This is a genomic window from Gordonia sp. DT219, from assembly GCF_049847065.1.
Classification (GTDB): domain Bacteria; phylum Actinomycetota; class Actinomycetes; order Mycobacteriales; family Mycobacteriaceae; genus Gordonia.
The window spans coordinates 1-593 of sequence record NZ_JBNCNR010000074.1 but is presented as its reverse complement, the minus strand read 5'-3'; the positions used below and the strand labels follow the sequence as shown (position 1 = coordinate 593).

The following is a 593-nucleotide window of genomic DNA, read 5'->3' as shown; positions in this document are numbered from 1 at the left end:
ACGCACCCGATTCTCCACCGGCCGCGTAAAGAACTCCTTATTCCCCTCCAACGCCGTCCGCACATCACCCCGAAACTCACTACGGCTCCCCGACACCACATCCCACAACAACCGCACCGACGGCCAAATCGTCTGCAACATCGCCTCAGCCGAACTCCGATCCAACCCCTCCGTATCGGTCAACCGCATCACCTCCAACACCTGCTGCGCCACCGGCTCACCCCGCTCACCCCGCAACAACATCTGCCACGCCCGCGCCCACTCCACCGCCACCGGCTCCACCCACGCCCCCACACCCACCGACGCCCGCATCCACTCCACCTCGAAACCCCGCAACACATCCAACAACCCACGATCCCGCGCCACCAACCCCAACCACAACGCATCCAACCAATCCGGCGCCATCGTCCGCGGATTCGGACCCGACGACCCCGTCTCAAACTCCCGACCCAACACAGAAAACGACAACCGATGCTCTCCCTTCGGCAACGACGCCCGCGCAAACTGCACCCGCGCCACCTCACACGCCGCATCCAACATCGACCACACCTCCTCCCCCACCACACCACCCGAACCCACCAACGACCACACAC

General features: G+C 64.4%; 1 protein-coding gene. It reads right to left on the bottom strand.

What is annotated here, in order from left to right; translation table 11 throughout:
- The coding region (locus ACPXB3_RS22480; RefSeq protein ID WP_425729855.1) for an immunity 49 family protein at positions 1-549 on the bottom strand (549 nt) is incomplete at its 3' end.
- Positions 550-593 lie beyond the last annotated feature (44 nt).